Source organism: Affinibrenneria salicis (assembly GCF_008710095.1).
In genome coordinates, this window is sequence record NZ_VYKJ01000013.1 from 162,245 (window position 1) to 177,214 (window position 14,970).

At 58.6% G+C, this 14,970-nt stretch carries 17 protein-coding genes; 9 read left to right on the forward strand and 8 right to left on the reverse strand.

Annotated elements, in window-relative coordinates; all coding sequences use genetic code 11:
* Positions 1-4 precede the first annotated feature (4 nt).
* The 9 genes from flgD to flgL all read left to right on the forward strand — a co-directional run bounded on the left by flgD (position 5) and on the right by flgL (position 9,178).
* Positions 5-679, forward strand: coding sequence for a flagellar hook assembly protein FlgD (gene flgD, locus FJU30_RS21145; protein ID WP_150436953.1), 675 nt, complete (start codon positions 5-7; stop codon positions 677-679).
* 70 nt (positions 680-749) lie between these two features.
* Positions 750-1,952, forward strand: a complete 1,203-nt coding sequence (flgE, locus tag FJU30_RS21150) for a flagellar hook protein FlgE (RefSeq protein ID WP_150436954.1) — start codon at positions 750-752, stop codon at positions 1,950-1,952.
* Between the two features lie 21 nt (positions 1,953-1,973).
* On the forward strand, positions 1,974-2,729 hold the full coding sequence (locus FJU30_RS21155; protein WP_150436955.1) for a flagellar basal body rod protein FlgF: 756 nt from the start codon (positions 1,974-1,976) through the stop codon (positions 2,727-2,729).
* A gap of 21 nt (positions 2,730-2,750) precedes the next feature.
* Positions 2,751-3,533, forward strand: a complete 783-nt coding sequence (flgG, locus tag FJU30_RS21160; protein WP_150436956.1) for a flagellar basal-body rod protein FlgG — start codon at positions 2,751-2,753, stop codon at positions 3,531-3,533.
* A 36-nt stretch (positions 3,534-3,569) separates the two neighbouring features.
* Positions 3,570-4,298, forward strand: a complete 729-nt coding sequence (locus FJU30_RS21165) for a flagellar basal body L-ring protein FlgH (protein ID WP_150436957.1) — start codon at positions 3,570-3,572, stop codon at positions 4,296-4,298.
* A gap of 10 nt (positions 4,299-4,308) precedes the next feature.
* Positions 4,309-5,418: a flagellar basal body P-ring protein FlgI gene (locus FJU30_RS21170; protein WP_395858669.1), complete on the forward strand. Its 1,110-nt coding sequence runs from the start codon at positions 4,309-4,311 to the stop codon at positions 5,416-5,418.
* Positions 5,418-6,404 carry a flagellar assembly peptidoglycan hydrolase FlgJ gene (flgJ, locus tag FJU30_RS21175; RefSeq protein WP_150436958.1) on the forward strand — a complete coding sequence of 329 codons (987 nt, stop codon included), beginning with the start codon at positions 5,418-5,420 and terminating at the stop codon, positions 6,402-6,404. The genes FJU30_RS21170 and flgJ overlap by 1 nt, the downstream gene beginning before the upstream one ends.
* 112 nt (positions 6,405-6,516) lie before the next feature.
* A complete protein-coding gene (gene flgK, locus FJU30_RS21180; RefSeq protein WP_150436959.1) occupies positions 6,517-8,166 on the forward strand; it encodes a flagellar hook-associated protein FlgK in 1,650 nt (549 codons plus the stop codon).
* 46 nt (positions 8,167-8,212) lie between these two features.
* Complete coding sequence (gene flgL / locus FJU30_RS21185; RefSeq protein WP_150436960.1) at positions 8,213-9,178, forward strand: flagellar hook-associated protein FlgL; 966 nt, start codon at positions 8,213-8,215, stop codon at positions 9,176-9,178.
* Positions 9,179-9,275: 97 nt separating this feature from the next.
* Here flgL and fliR read toward each other — a convergent pair whose 3' ends face one another.
* From fliR to FJU30_RS21225, 8 genes are all read right to left on the reverse strand, one after another.
* A complete protein-coding gene (gene fliR, locus FJU30_RS21190) occupies positions 9,276-10,061 on the reverse strand; it encodes a flagellar biosynthetic protein FliR (RefSeq protein WP_150436961.1) in 786 nt (261 codons plus the stop codon).
* A 3-nt stretch (positions 10,062-10,064) separates the two neighbouring features.
* On the reverse strand, positions 10,065-10,334 hold the full coding sequence (gene fliQ, locus FJU30_RS21195; protein ID WP_150436962.1) for a flagellar biosynthesis protein FliQ: 270 nt from the start codon (positions 10,332-10,334) through the stop codon (positions 10,065-10,067).
* A gap of 27 nt (positions 10,335-10,361) precedes the next feature.
* Entirely contained in the window at positions 10,362-11,135 is a 774-nt protein-coding gene (gene fliP, locus FJU30_RS21200) for a flagellar type III secretion system pore protein FliP (protein WP_150436963.1), read from the reverse strand.
* Positions 11,132-11,545, reverse strand: coding sequence for a flagellar biosynthetic protein FliO (gene fliO / locus FJU30_RS21205; protein WP_150436964.1), 414 nt, complete (start codon positions 11,543-11,545; stop codon positions 11,132-11,134). Before fliO ends, fliP begins: the two co-directional genes overlap by 4 nt.
* Positions 11,545-11,958, reverse strand: a complete 414-nt coding sequence (gene fliN / locus FJU30_RS21210) for a flagellar motor switch protein FliN (RefSeq protein WP_150436965.1) — start codon at positions 11,956-11,958, stop codon at positions 11,545-11,547. The genes fliO and fliN overlap by 1 nt, the downstream gene beginning before the upstream one ends.
* Positions 11,951-12,961 carry a flagellar motor switch protein FliM gene (gene fliM / locus FJU30_RS21215; protein WP_150436966.1) on the reverse strand — a complete coding sequence of 337 codons (1,011 nt, stop codon included), beginning with the start codon at positions 12,959-12,961 and terminating at the stop codon, positions 11,951-11,953. The genes fliN and fliM overlap by 8 nt, the downstream gene beginning before the upstream one ends.
* 5 nt (positions 12,962-12,966) lie before the next feature.
* The gene (gene fliL / locus FJU30_RS21220; RefSeq protein ID WP_150436967.1) at positions 12,967-13,446 is read right to left on the reverse strand and encodes a flagellar basal body-associated protein FliL; all 480 of its coding nucleotides are present in this window, start codon (positions 13,444-13,446) and stop codon (positions 12,967-12,969) included.
* A 153-nt stretch (positions 13,447-13,599) separates the two neighbouring features.
* Positions 13,600-14,931, reverse strand: coding sequence for a flagellar hook-length control protein FliK (locus FJU30_RS21225; RefSeq protein WP_223881661.1), 1,332 nt, complete (start codon positions 14,929-14,931; stop codon positions 13,600-13,602).
* Positions 14,932-14,970 lie beyond the last annotated feature (39 nt).

The window sequence follows — 14,970 nt, forward strand, 5'->3', positions numbered from 1 at the left end:
TTACATGAGCATTGCTATTTCTGTTAATGAGTCAACCGATAACAGTTCGGTGACCAGCACCTCGTCCACCGGCAACAGCAGTTCGGATCTGCAGAGCCAGTTTCTTACCCTGCTGGTGGCGCAGATGCAGAATCAGGATCCCACCGATCCGATGGACAACAGCCAGTTGACCAGCCAGCTGGCGCAAATCAGCACGCTGAGCGGCATTGAAAAACTCAATACCACGCTCGGTTCGATCTCCGGTCAGCTGGATACCAGCCAGGCGCTGCAGGCTTCAACCCTGATCGGCCATGGCGTGTTGATCTCCGGCAACAGCATTGTGGTCGGCGAAAACAGCTCGGTCACGCCGTTCGGCGTCGAACTGGACACCGCGGCCAGCAACGTCACGGTTACGATCAAAGACGCGAGCGGCAGCACGGTGCGTACGGTCAATCTGGGCGCGCAGAGCGCCGGCGTGCAGACCTACAGCTGGGACGGCACCGATGATAGCGGCACCGCGGTGGCGGAGGGCAGCTATACCTACAGCGTCAGCGCCACCTCTTCTTCCGGCGGCAGCGTTGTGTCGACGCCGCTTAAATATGCGCTGGTTTACGGCGTGAATACCGATTCAGACAGTTCGACGCTCAATCTGGGCCTGTCGGGCACCGCAACGCTTAGCGACATTAAGCAGATTATTTAATTTCCATCGCGCGGCCCGGGGGCGGCAGTCCCGGCGTTTTGGCGCGACTCACTTTTAAGAGGTTCCTGCTATGGGTTTTTCACAGGCGATAAGTGGTTTGAACGCGGCGTCCAGCAACCTGGACGTCATTGGCAACAACATCGCGAACTCCGAAACCACCGGTTTTAAATCGGCAACGGTTTCCTTTGCCGATATCTTCGCCTCTTCTCAGGTCGGTCTGGGGGTTAAGGTCGCGTCCGTCAGCCAGGATTTCGGCGACGGCACCGTCGAATCCACGGAGCGCGGTCTGGACGTGGCGATTTCCGGCACCGGCTTCTTCCGCGTGACCGATGACAACGGCTCGGTTTATTATTCGCGCAACGGCGAACTGTCGATGGATAGCGACCGTAATCTGGTCAACAGCAGCGGCTACTATCTGACCGGCTATTCCGCCACCGGCACGCCGCCGACCGTCAACACCGGCGCCGAGCCGACGACGATCAATATCCCGTCCAGCAATATCGCGGCTCAGGCGACCAACAGCGCCACGATGTCGCTGAACCTGAACTCCAGCGCCAGTGCGGTAACAGCGGATTTCGACGCCACCAACTCCAGCACCTATGACTTTTCTCAGACGCTGACCAGCTACGACAGCCAGGGCAACACCCACAACGTGAACCTCTACTTCACTAAAACGGCGGATAACACCTGGCAGGTGCACGGCGTCGACAGCAGCGACAGCACCGCCACCGTGCAGGATCTGGGCGCGCTGAGCTTTGACAGCAGCGGCAGCCTGACCGGCACCACGTCGCTGAGCGTGGCGACCAACGGCATCAACGGTTCCGCCGCCAACAGCTTCACCGTCGATTTCACCGGCACCACCCAGCAGAGCGCCAGCAAAAGCAGCGTCAACAGTTCCAGCCAGGACGGTTATGCGGCGGGCAGCCTCTCATCCTATGCCATCAATAACGACGGCACTATCACCGGTACCTATTCCAACGGTCAGACTCAGTTGCTGGGGCAGATCGTAATGGCCAGTTTCTCCAACCCGCAGGGCCTGCAGTCCGAAGGGGATAACGTCTGGACCTCGACCTCCGCTTCCGGCGAAGCCATCGTAGGGACGGCCGGCGTCGGGGTGTTCGGTAGTCTGACCAGCGGCGCGCTGGAATCGTCCAACGTGGATATTGGTTCCGAACTGGTGAACATGATCGTCGCGCAGCGTAACTATCAGTCGAACGCGCAGACCATCAAAACCCAGGACTCGATACTTAACACGCTGGTCAACCTGCGCTAATAACCGGGACAGGACAGCCTTATGGATCACGCAATCTATACCGCAATGGGCGCGGCCAGCCAGACGCTGGAACAGCACGCCGTTATTTCCAACAATCTGGCTAACGCTTCCACGCCGGGTTTTCGCGCGCAGCTGAGCGCGATGCGCGCGGTGCCGGTCGAAGGGCCGACGCTGGAAACGCGCACGCTGGTGGTGGCGTCGACGCCGTCGGCCGATATGTCGCAGGGGCCGCTGAACTACACCGCGCGCCCGCTGGACGTTGCCGTGCAGGATCAGGGCTGGCTGGCGGTTCAGTTGCCCAATGGCGAAGAGGCCTACACGCGTAACGGCGCCATTCAACTGGATGAAACCGGGCAGTTGCGGATTCAGGGCTATCCGGTCGTGGGCGACGGCGGCCCGCTGGCCGTGCCGACCCAGGCGAGTATCACCGTCGCGGCGGACGGCACCGTTTCCGCGCTGGGCGACGGGGATAATCCCAACACCATCGCCCAGGTGGGCGCGCTGAAGCTGGTGTCGGCGCAACCGGGCCAACTGGTGCGCGGCGACGACGGCCTGTTTCATCTGTCCGAAGCCGCGCGTCAGCAGGCGGGCAACGAATTGCCCAACGACGACGCCGTCAGAGTGATGCCGGGCGTGCTGGAAGGGAGCAATGTGAATACCGTCGATACGCTGGTCGATATGATCGGCAACTCGCGGCGTTTTGAGATGCAGATGAAAATTATCAGCAGCGTCGATCAAAATGCCGAAAAGGCCAATCAACTGCTCTCGGTCAGTTAATTTTTTATTTAAGGAAACACCATGATCCGCTCTCTCTGGATTGCTAAAACAGGGCTTGATGCCCAGCAAACCAATATGGACGTTATTTCCAACAACCTGGCGAACGTCAGCACCAACGGTTTTAAACGCCAGCGCGCGGTGTTTGAGGATCTGCTCTATCAGACCGTTCGTCAGCCCGGCGCGCAGTCATCGGAACAGACTACGCTGCCCTCGGGTTTACAGCTGGGGACCGGCGTGCGTCCGGTGAGCACCGAGCGTCTGCACAGCCAGGGCAACCTGGAACAGACCGAAAACAGCAAAGACGTCGCGATTAACGGCCAGGGTTTCTTTCAGGTGCAGTTGCCGGACGGCACCACCGCCTACTCGCGCGATGGTTCTTTCCAGCTGGACGCCAACGGCCAGCTGGTAACCTCCAGCGGCTACGCGGTGCAGCCGGCGATCACCATACCGGATACCGCGTTAACCATGACGGTGGCGCGCGATGGGGTAGTCAGCGTGACTCAGCAGGGGCAGACGGCTTCCACCCAGGTCGGGCAACTGACGCTCAGCACCTTTATCAACCCGACCGGGTTGCAGAGTCTGGGCGAAAACCTGTACCAGGAAACGGAAAGTTCCGGCGCGCCGACCGAATCCACGCCGGGCCAGAATGGCGCCGGGCTGCTGTACCAGGGGTATGTGGAGACGTCAAACGTCAATGTGGCTGAAGAACTGGTCGATATGATTCAGGTTCAGCGCGCATATGAACTGAACAGTAAAGCCGTATCGACTTCCGATGCTATGTTGCAACGCTTAACACAGCTCTGAATCATTTTCTGGCATAAAAAGTACATAAGGTTAAGCATGTTGAGTTGTTGGACTCTAAAGCCTTTATCGCGCGAAACGCTGCCGGGCGCTTATGGCTGGCCGCTGCTGGCGGCGCTGCTGCTGAGCGGATGCGCCTATATACCGCATAAACCGCTGGTGGAGGGCACAACCAGCGCTCCGCCGGCGCCGGCCCAGCTGTATGCTACCAATGGCTCCATTTTCCAGTCTGTGCAGCCAATGAATTATGGTTATCAGCCGCTGTTCGAAGACCGCCGGCCGCGTAACGTCGGCGATATTCTGACGATTACCCTGCAGGAAAACGTCAGCGCCAGTAAGAGTTCTTCGGCGAATGCCAGTCGCGATGGCTCGTCCGCCGTCGGCCTGTCCGTGGTGCCGACGTCGTTAAACGGGCTGCTGGGCAACGGCAAAGCCGATTTGACCGCCTCCGGCACCAATGATTTTGAAGGCTCCGGCGGCGCCAGCGCGCAGAATACCTTTTCCGGCACGATTACCGTTACGGTTAGCGATGTGCTGACCAACGGCAACCTGAAGGTGATTGGTGAAAAACAAATTGCGATTAACCAGGGCGCGGAATACATCCGCTTTTCCGGCATCGTGAATCCGCGCACCATCACCGGCAGTAATTCCGTGGTATCAACTCAGGTCGCCGATGCCCGCATCGAATATGTCGGCAAAGGCTACATTAACGAAGCGCAGAATATGGGATGGCTGCAACGATTCTTCCTCAATATTGCACCGTTCTAAGAGGTTAATTATGGCAATGTATCGTCAACTGCTGCTGTGCGCGCTGTTTCTGCTGGCGCTGACGTCATCCGCGACGGCGGAGCGGCTGCGCGATTTGGTTGATATCCAGGGCGTGCGCGACAACCCGCTCATCGGTTATGGCCTGGTGGTCGGCCTGGACGGAACGGGCGACCAGACCACCCAGACGCCGTTTACCACGCAAAGCCTGACCAATATGCTCTCGCAGCTTGGCATTACCGTGCCGAGCGGCACCAATATGCAGCTGAAAAATGTGGCGGCGGTGATGGTCACGGCCAATTATCCGCCGTTCGCCCGCGCCGGGCAGAAAATCGACGTGGTCGTTTCATCGCTCGGTTCGGCGAAGAGTCTGCGCGGCGGCACGCTGCTGATGACCCCGCTGAAGGGCGTGGACAACCAGGTTTACGCGCTGGCCCAGGGCAACCTGCTGGTGGGCGGCGCGGGCGCATCGTCCGGCGGCAGCCAGGTGAAGGTGAACCAGCTGTCCGGCGCCCGTATCAACAACGGCGCGATTATCGAACGCGAACTGCCCAGTACGTTCGGCACTTCCAATCGCATCAGCCTGCAGCTAAAGCAGGATGATTTCAGCCTTGCCCAGCGCATCAGCGACGCGATTAACCGGCAAAACACCATCGGCAGCGCGCAGGCGATCGACGGCCGTACCGTGGAGGTTGTCCTGCCGCAGAATAATACTCAGCAGGTGCGCTTCCTGGCGCAAATTCAGGACATCCGCGTCGATGTGGGCGAGATCGACGCCAAAGTCATTATCAATTCGCGCACCGGCTCCGTCGTGATGAACCGCAACGTGATGCTGGATTCCTGCGCGGTGGCGCAGGGCAACCTGTCGGTGGTGGTGGATAATCAGCAGACGGTTAGTCAGCCGGATACTCCGCTGGCCGGCGGTCAGACGGCGGTGACGCAGCAGACGCAGATTTCCGTGCGCCAGGAAGGGGGCTCGCTGCAGCGCGTAAACGCCAGCGCCAATTTAAACACCGTTGTGCGCGCAATGAACGCGCTGGGCGCCACGCCGATGGATCTGATGTCCATCCTGCAGGCCATGCACAGCGCCGGCTGCCTGAAAGCGGAAGTGGAGATCATCTGATGGGGCCATCCTCGCCGTCGGCTAACCTGAGCGACCAGGCTTCAGCCGCCTACGACGTGCAATCCATCAACGGGTTGCGGCGCGAGGCGGTACAGAACTCGCCCGCCGCCCTGCACAAAGTGGCGAAGCAGGTTGAGGGGCTGTTCGTCAACATGATGCTGAAGAGCATGCGCGACACGCTGCCGCAGGATGGCCTGCTGAGCAGCGATCAGACGCGCATGTACACCAGCATGTACGATCAGCAACTCGCTCAGAACCTGTCGGCCAAAGGGCTCGGGCTGGCGGATATGATGGTAAAGCAGTTAAGCCGCCATTCGGCCAGCGAACCTGACGAAATGGCCGGCAAGACGCCGCTGCCGCTGGGGCCTGAGCGACTGGCGAGCAGCGCGATGCCGCCGGCGCTGATCGGCGAATTTATGCGCCGCAACCAGCAGCAGGAAAACAGCGACGGACAGGGCGAACGCGTCAAGGGGATCTACCCCACTGAAGGCGCCTCCTTCACCGAGCGTCTGTCCGTGCCGGCGATGATCGCCAGCCTGCAGAGCGGGATCCCGCATCATCTGATTCTGGCGCAGGCGGTGCTGGAGTCGGGCTGGGGCAAACGCGAGATTATGACCAGCGACGGCAAGACCAGCCACAATATTTTCGGCGTAAAAGCCGGCAGTAACTGGGACGGCGAAGTCGCCTCGGTGATGACCACCGAATACAAGAACGGCCAGCCCTATAAGTTGACGCAGGATTTCCGCGTCTATGACTCCTATCTGCAGGCCATCAACGACTATATTCGCCTGCTGACGCAAAACTCGCGCTATAAAGAAGTGCTGAGCGCCGGCAGCGCGGAACAGGCGGCCTACGCCTTGCAGAAAGCCGGTTACGCGACGGACCCGAACTATGGCGCGAAGCTGGTGCAGATTATCGACCAGATACGCGGTAGCGCGCAAAAAGCAGTCAAGGCCTATACCCACGACCTAAGCAAGCTGTTTTAAGGCGTTAGCGCTATTTTTTTACCCCTTTTCCTCAAGTTTCAGGTCCAGGCGCCGATAAATATTTAAGACGAAACGTTATCGGGTTTCCCCGATGGCAGAAGAAGGAAATAGAATGGCAAGCTCTTTACTTAATATTGCATCTTCAGGTCTGAAGGCGGCAAATCTTGCGATAAGCACCACCTCCAACAATATCGCCAACTCCGACACCGACGGCTATAACCGCCAGAGCGTGCAGATGGCGCAGAGCGGCGCTCAGATCGCCGGCTATGGCTCGGTGGGGACCGGTGTGACGGTGCTGTCCATCAATCGCGCCTACGATTCGCTGGTGGTTTCTCAATTGCGCTCGGCCAGCGCCAGCTATGAATCGACCAATGCGTATTATGAGCAGATCTCTCAGGTGGATAATCTGTTGTCCGATAGCGAAAGCAGCCTGTCCTCCGTGATGTCGTCCTTTTTCTCCGGCATACAGTCGCTGACCTCCAACGCCAGCGACACCGCGGCGCGCCAGACGGTGATCAGCACCGCGCAAAGTCTGGTTAACCAGTTTTCCAGCGCCAACACCTATCTGAACGATATGGACAGCTCGATCAATCAGCAACTGTCCACCAATATCGATCTGGTGAATAACTACACCTCGCAGATCGCCGATGTCAACGCACAGATTACCCGGCTGGGCAACAGCGGCGGCTCGGCCAACGATCTGCTCGATCAGCGCGATCTGCTGATCGATAACCTGAATAAGCTGGTCGGCGTGACGGTCAGCACCCAGGACGGCAATATTACCAACGTCAGCCTGGCCAACGGTCAGACGCTGGTGCAGGGCGATAAGTCCTATCAGCTGGCCGCCGTCACCTCCAGCAGCGATACGTCGCGCATCACGGTTGCCTACGATAACGGTATCGGCGATCCGGTGGAAATGGATGAAGATGTGCTGACCGGCGGCAGCATCAGCGGCCTGTTGTCGTTCCGCAGCGGCGCGCTGGATAGTTCGCGCAATCAGCTCAACCAGATCGCGCTGACGCTGGCGGACAGCTTTAATAGCCAGCACAGCGCCGGCGTGGATTTAAACGGCGACGCAGGTACGGACTTCTTCAGCTTTGCGCAGCCGGATGTGGCCAGCAACACCAAAAACAGCGGCACGGCCACGCTGACCGCCGCCTATAGCGACACCAGCGCGGTGAAGGCCAGCGATTATAGCGTGAGCTTTGACGGGGCGTCCTGGCAGGTGACCCGCATGTCCGATAACGGCAGCGTGACCGCGACCAGCGGCACCGATAGCGACGGCAACACCACGCTCAGTTTCGAAGGCCTGACGCTGACCGTCAACGGCAGCGCGCAGGAAGACGACAGCTTTCAGGTCAATACGGTCAGCGGCGTGATCAACAGTCTGGCGGTCAGCGTGACCGATGTGGCGAAGGTCGCGGCGGGTAGCGGCGGCGGCGAAAGCGATAACAGCAACGCGCTGAAACTGCTGGATCTGCAGAACCAGAATTTGGTCGGCGGCAACGCTACGCTGAATGACGCCTACGCATCGCTGGTCAGCGATATCGGCGTGAAGGCTAACAGCGCGGAAAACAACAGCACGACCCAGTCCAGCATCGTTTCTCAGCTTACCGAGAAGCAGCAGTCGATCTCCGGTATTGATATGAATGAAGAATATGTCGATCTGACGCGCTATCAGCAGTATTACCTGGCCAACGCTAAGGTGTTGTCCACTGCGGGCACGATTTTTGACTCATTGCTGTCGGCGGTGAATAGCTGATTTTCACCCTGAGCGGTATATTTACATAGAGTAAGAGGACGATCCAATGCGTCTTAGCACCAGTAATAGCTATCAGAATTTAATTAATACCATTGCGCAGTCCAACAAGACGATGCAGGACAGCGTATTGCAGATGTCGACGCAGAAAAGCGTCAACTCACCCTCCGACGATCCGATCGCCGCATCGCAGGCGGTTATTCTGGCGCAAACTCAGGCCAGCAGCAGCCAGTACAGCGCCGCGCGCTCCAGCGCCACCACCAGCCTGCAGCTGGAAAACACGGTGCTGGATCAGGTGGTCGATGTGGTGCAGAGCATTCAGACGCTGGTAGTGAAGGCCGGCAACACCACTTATAGCGACGCGGATCGCCAGTCGATGGCGACGGAACTGCAGGGCTATAAGGATCAATTGCTGACGCTGGCCAATAGCACCGACAGCAACGGCAACTATATCTTTGCCGGCTACGCCACCGAAAGCGCGCCCTTTACCGCCGATGCCGACGGCAACGTTACCTATACCGGCGGCGATACGGCGATCAGTTTGCAGGTGGACTCCAGTCGCAGTATGACGATCGGCAATACCGGCAGCAGCGTATTCATGACGCTGGCGGCGGGATACGCCACCGAGCCCGACGGTTCGGCCAGCGAAAGCAATATCTTCAATTCCATCGATTATGCGCTTGAGGCGTTGAATATGCCGCTCAACGACAGTACCGACGCGGACACCGAGGCCTACACGGCGCTGATGGACAAGGCCAACCGCGGGATGCGAAACTCGCTGGATAACGTGTTGACGGTGCAGGCCGAAGCAGGCAGTAAGGTTACCGAATTGACCTCGCTGGATTCGCTCGGCAGCTCGCGCGATATTCTCTATGCGGACCGTATGACCTCGCTGACCGGCATTGATATCTACGAAACCTACTCCAACTTCACCCTGCAGAAAACTGCGCTGCAGGCGGCGATGACCGCCTTCTCCAGCATGAAAGATCTGTCGCTGTTCCAGCTTAACAGCTAGGGATTCACGATATTTTAAATGTGCTAAAACCGGGCACATTTTTTTGTGTGTTGTCGTTAACTTAACGATAACACACTTTTTTTTACCCGGATTTTGATCAGGCAGCCAGGCCGGCAATGATGTTGGCCAACAGATCGAAGACCTCGCCGAAGATGTGCTCGGCGAAGGGCGCGACCAGCGGCAACAGCAGGCCGATGGTCAATATGCCGATGGTCAGGGTGACCGGAAAGCCGATAACAAACACCGACAGCTGAGGGGAGACGCGGTTTAATATGCCCAGTGCCAGGTTAATCATCAGCAGCAGCGTGATAATCGGCAGCGCCAGCATAAGCCCGTTGATAAACACCAGTCCGCCGGCGCGGGCGATCGACAGGAAGATCTCGCTGTTCAGCGTGCCGCCGCCGCTGATCGGCAGGGTATGAAAACTGTCGGACAGCAGGGATATAAGCCATAGATGGCCGTCGAAAGCCAGAAACAGCAGCATGGCCAGCAGGTTGAGAAAGCGCGCCAGCACCGGCATGTTGGGGCCGCCGGACGGATCGAAGAAGGTGGCGAACGACAGGCCCATCTGTAGCCCGATCACTTCGCCGGCGATGCGGAACACCGTAAAAGCCAGCTGCATGGTCAGACCCAGCGCGATACCGATAATCATTTGCTGCATCAATAGCCATACGCCCGCCGCGGAAAACACCGGCGTCATATTCGCCTCGATCGTGGGGACGATCAGAATGGTGATCAGCAGAGACAGGCCGATTTTCACCCGAAAGTTTATCTCTTTCTCGCTCAGGATCGGCGCCGTCGCCACCAGCGCCAGTATGCGTACAAAAGGCCAGAAATATTGCACCAGCCATGCGCTGTAGGTCTGGCTGCTGAGCTCAATCATGGGTTAACCGATAATGTTGGGCAGGTTACTGAACAGCGTGCGGATATAATCCAGGATCAGACTGAGCATCCACGGGCCGGCGATCAGAATGGTCACAAATACGGCCAGGATTTTCGGGATGAAAGACAGCGTCATTTCGTTGATTTGGGTCGCCGCCTGCAGCAGGCTGACGATCAGCCCGCTGAACAGCGCGGCCAGCAGCAGGGGCGCGGCCAGCAGCAGCGCGACTTTCATGGCTTCATAGCCGAGGGCCATGACGGATTCTGGTGTCATTCTTTTTCCCTACGCGGTTGTCTTACGTCAGCTATAAAAACTCTGTGCCAGGGAACCCAGCAGCAACTGCCAGCCGTCAACCAGAACAAAGAGCATCAGTTTAAACGGCAACGATACCGTCGCCGGCGGCACCATCATCATCCCCAGCGCCATCAGTACGCTGGCGACCACCAGGTCGATAATCAGGAACGGGATAAAGATGGTAAAGCCAATCTGGAACGCGGTCTTTAACTCGCTGGTGACAAACGACGGCAGCAGCACGCGCATCGGCACCGCTTCCGGACCTTCCGGCGCCGGCACGTTGGCCAGCCGGGTAAACAGCGCCAGATCGGATTCGCGCGTTTGCCGCAGCATAAATTCGCGCAGCGGCTGGGCGCCGCGTTCAATCGCCGTTTCCATGCTGATCTTTTCCTGGCTGAACGGCAGATAGGCATCCTGGTAAATGTTGGTCAGCACCGGCGACATAATAAAGAAGGTCAGGAACAGGCTCAGCCCCAGCAAAATCTGGTTAGGCGGCGCCGAGGGCGTACCCAGCGCGTTGCGCAGCAGGCTGAGTACGATGATGATGCGGGTGAAGCTGGTCATCATCAGCAGCGCGGCCGGAATAAAGGTCAGCGAAGTCAGCAGGACCAGCGTCTGCACCGGCAGCGTCCAGCTCTGGCCGCCGTTGGCCAGCGGCTGGCTGACCAGACCGGGCAGTTGCGCAAATACGGACGGCGCCGACAGCAGCAGCAGGGCGGCCAGCGGCCAGCTTAGCCTGCGCGCGATCGCGCCGCGGAAAAGGCGTCGGGCGAATGTCATTCTGATTTCCCCGGGCGTTTTAATACTTTTTGTAACAATCTGGCGAACTCCGCTGTTTTATCCTGACCGCTTTCGGCCAGCGCCTCCGGCCGGGCCGGCTGTTGGTGCAGCAGGTTGACGCTGTGCGCCGTGACGCCCAGCACCAGCCAGTTGCCGTCGGCTTCGACAATCACCACGCGCTCCCGCTGGCCGACCTGGCAGGCGGAAACCACTTTGAGCAGTTTGTTGGCTTTGGACGGAGGGGCAAAACCCAGCTTACGCATCAGCCAGGCGATGAGCAGAATGAACAGCAGTATCCCGGCCAGCACGCTGCCGATTTGCGTCAGCAGCGTGCTGTTGGTCAACGGCGGCTCAACCGCCACCGTTGACGTGGTGTTGTTGGCAGAAGAAGAAGGAAACGAGGTCGGCATCAGCGGCTCAGGCGGCGCATACGTTCGGTCGGCGTGATGATATCCGTAATGCGCACGCCGTATTTATCGGACACCACCACGACTTCGCCCTGGGCGATCAGATAGCCGTTGATCAAAATATCCAGCGGTTCGCCCGCCAGACCGTCCAGCGCGACGACCGAACCCTGCGACAGGCGCAGCAGCTCTTTGATCGTCATTTTGGTGCGCCCCAGCTCAACCGTCAGCTTAACCGGAATATCCAGAATAAGATCGATATCGTGCAGCGATCCCATCGCGTCCTGGGCGTCCAGTTTATTGAATATGCCGTCGGTGCTGGCGGGGCTTTTTTCTGCAGCCTGTTGCTCGTTAAATGCATCAGCCCACAGATCGTCCACTGATTCCGTTCCCTCGGACGGGGTGTTGTTGTCACTCATTGGGCTGTTCCTCATCATTCAGAGAATTCAAAATGGGATTAATTAAATGTTCAACACGCAAAGCATATTGCCCGTTCAGGGTGCCGTACTGACCGGTCAAAACCGGGACACCGTCAACATGGGCAATTAATCGTTCCGGTTTCTCAATCGGCAGCACGTCGCCCGGCTGCAGTTTGAGAATGCGCGACAGGCGCAGAGGAATATCAACAAAATTGGCGATCAGCTCCAGTTCGGAATGCTGTACCTGTTTGGTCAGCGTCTCGCGCCAGTTTTGATCTTCCTGCTGCGAGTTTTCCAGCGGCGGATTCACCAGCAGTTCGCGCAGCGGCTCAATCATCGCAAAGGGGATACAAATATTGAATTCCCCGGTCAGCGAGCCGATTTCGACATGGAAGGGCGTCGTCACCACGATGTCGTTCGGCGAAGTGGTAATGTTGGTGAATTTAACCTGCATCTCGGAGCGGACATATTCCACATCGAGCTTATAGATAGCGTTCCACGCGTCGCTGTATGCTTCCAGCGCCAGACGCAGCATGCGTTTAACCACCCGCTGTTCGGTATGGGTGAACTCCCGTCCTTCAACCTTCGTCGGGAAACGTCCGTCGCCGCCGAACAGGTTATCGACGGCGATAAACACCAGACTGGGCGAAAAGACGAACAGCGCCGTGCCGCGCAACGGCTTCAGATGAATCAGGTTCAGGTTGGTCGGCACCGGCAGGTTGCGGGCAAAATCGTGATACGGCTGGATTTTGATCGGCCCGACGGTAATATCCGGGCTGCGGCGCAATAGATTGAACAACCCCATCCGAAACTGGCGGGCAAAGCGTTCATTAATAATTTCCAGCGCCTGTAAACGCTCGCGGATAACCCGGCGCTGGGTATTGGGGTCATAGGGCCTGACATCCCCATCGGCCCCGGCGGCCACGGCCGGCTTTTCACTTCCGTCGCTGTCGCCGTTCAGCAGAGCGTCAATTTCTGCCTGAGAAAGAATGCTATCGCCCATAATATTTATCGCAGTATAAAAGCAGTGAACAGAACATCATTAACCACCAGATTGGGCTGGCCGGCCACCAGAGGCTTGCTCAGCACCTGTTTAATTTCTTCCACCAGTTTCTGCTTACCCTGTTCGTTAGCCAGATCGAGCGCATTCTGACGTGACAGCAGTAACAGCAGTCGGCTGCGGACTTCCGGCAGGTATTTGTTTAACTGCTCAAGCGTAGCCTGATCGGCCAGACGCAGCGTGAAACCGACATACAGCACCCGATCCGGGTCGTTGTCGGGGTTAACCAGATTAACCGTAAAGGTATCCAGCGGCATGAAAACCGGTGCGGGCGGCGGCGGCGCTTCCTGCGCGGCGGGGGCTGACTTCTGCTGATGCAAAAACCACCAACTTACGCCTGCCGCACTGAGACCGGCAAAGACGAGAATAAGCACGATGGTGAGCCAGACAGAGCGTTTGCGTCCTGACGGGAGTGCATTTTCAGACATAGCTAAAGACGGTTCCTGTGACTATTGATATCCGGCGCGGTACGGCATTGCACTGGATTAATGCATAATATTATTGATTATCCCGTCAATTTCAGCCATCAATAGGATGAATAAACGGAGAAAACCGCGTCAACTTGTGCGTTTACTCTCTGGTCAGGCAAAGATATCCACCCGACCCTGGACCGAAATCACACTGGCCGCCGTCGGCGGCTGAACGAGCGTCGCGCCGGCGATGTCAACGCCGCTCAATCGGTTTTGCCCGCTGCCGGCATTGCCTTCAGACTGTTGCTGCGCCTGCTGCTGCCAGCCGGATGATGCGTCGCTGCCGACGCTCGCCTGGCCCAGATTAATGCCGCTTTCCGCCATTGAGGTGCGCAAATGGGGAAGGGCGGCTTCCATCGCCGCGCGCACCTGGCTGTTGGCCGAGACCAGGTGGAGCTGCGCCTGATTGTCATCCAGCTTCAGGCTGATTTGCAGCGAACCCAGTTCCTGCGGATGGAGACGCAGTTCCGCCGTTTGCTGTCCGTTGCGGCTGAACATGATCACCTGCTGGCTTACCGCCTGCTGCCATTCGTCGCTGCCTAACTGCGCGTTAATTTGCGCCGTTACCACCGGCGCGACCGACGCGCTGGTTTGGGTCACCGGCGCCTGCGCGCTGGCCGCGATGGGCTGCTGCACGGCGCTATTCACGGATGCGTGCGCCGCGAGGGATTGTCCGTCACGCAGGCTGGACGATGAAAAAGAGGTCTTATCGTCGGCGCTGGCGGACAACGCGACATCCTGCTGTAGCGCTTTATTGCTGTTCGCCAGACTGGCGGCGTCATCGCTCTGCGCGGCCAGACGCTGGGTAAATGACGAACCGGAGGCGCTGGTGGCCGCCGGCTGGGCCTTTTGCTCCGCGCCGTCGGATAACAGCGTACTCTTATCCGTCTGGTCGGTCGATGTTTTTGCCTGCGGCAGGGCGGAGACGAGAGCAGGGATCGCTGCCTGTTGTTCCACCGCTTCGCCGATGGGGGCGGTCGGCGCGGCGGTCGGCGACTGGCTGGCCTGGATCATCGCCATTAACTGGCGGGTGGCGTCGTCCGCGTTGGCCAGCGTCGGGTCTGCCAGCGTCAGGTCGACGTCCGCGTCATCCGTGGCCGGCGCGATCTTATCTGTCGCCGGCGCGGCGCCGCTGAGCAACGCCAGCCCGGCGGCGGTGGCGCTCTCCTCGCTGCTGTCGTCGTCCGTCGCCAGTTTCGGATTCTTATGCCAGGCGACATTTTGTGTGACCGCCTCCTGCAGCACGCTATCCGCGGCGCTGACGTTCTGCGCCACGTCCGGCGCTTCCGCGCCGTCGGTCGCGCTTTGGCTTGTCTGCTGCGCGTTTTTCTCCGGCGCCTGCTCTTTTTTCAGTCCCGTTTGCTGGTTGCCCGACATGGTTGAGGCCAGAACGCGATCGAAGCTTTGCCCCTGACTGGCATCGTCAGTGCGTTCGCTACTCACAACGTTTTGTGCGACAGACGGGGTGTCATTTGTTGTAAT